Source organism: Micromonospora sp. D75 (assembly GCF_018070405.1).
In the GTDB taxonomy this organism is placed as follows: domain Bacteria; phylum Actinomycetota; class Actinomycetes; order Mycobacteriales; family Micromonosporaceae; genus Micromonospora; species Micromonospora chalcea.
The window spans coordinates 1-386 of the sequence record NZ_JAGPXV010001224.1 but is presented as its reverse complement, the minus strand read 5'-3'; the positions used below and the strand labels follow the sequence as shown (position 1 = coordinate 386).

The window sequence follows — 386 nt, the reverse complement described above, 5'->3', positions numbered from 1 at the left end:
ACCACGAAGGCGGCGTGTCGGCCGGCGCGCCGGCCGGTGAGTCGGCCCGCCGGGCCCGGCAGGCCCGCGCCGGCCGGGGCGCGCTGGCCCGGCTGGCCGCCGAGAACCGCGCCGACCTGCAGATCGTCGAGGCGCCCACGTCGGCGCCGATCGAGGACCGCCCGGCCCTGCCCGGCGACGAGGTGGAGGCGGCGCTGCGCTACGGCTGGCGGCTCGCCGAGCAGGCCGCCGACGCGGGGGTGCAGTTGCTGGTGCTCGCCGCGTGCGGTGCGGGCGCCGAGGCCGCCGCCGCGGCGGTGCTCGCGGCCACCGCGGGCGCGGAGCCGCCCACCGTGCTCGGCCGCGTGATCACCGAGCAGGGCGAGATCGACGACACCGCCTGGATG

The 386-nt window shown here is 81.1% G+C and carries 1 protein-coding gene; it reads left to right on the top strand.

Annotated elements, in window-relative coordinates:
* Window positions 1–386 (top strand): nicotinate-nucleotide--dimethylbenzimidazole phosphoribosyltransferase (locus KBX39_RS32980; protein ID WP_210874330.1); only part of this gene is annotated, 386 nt, incomplete at both ends.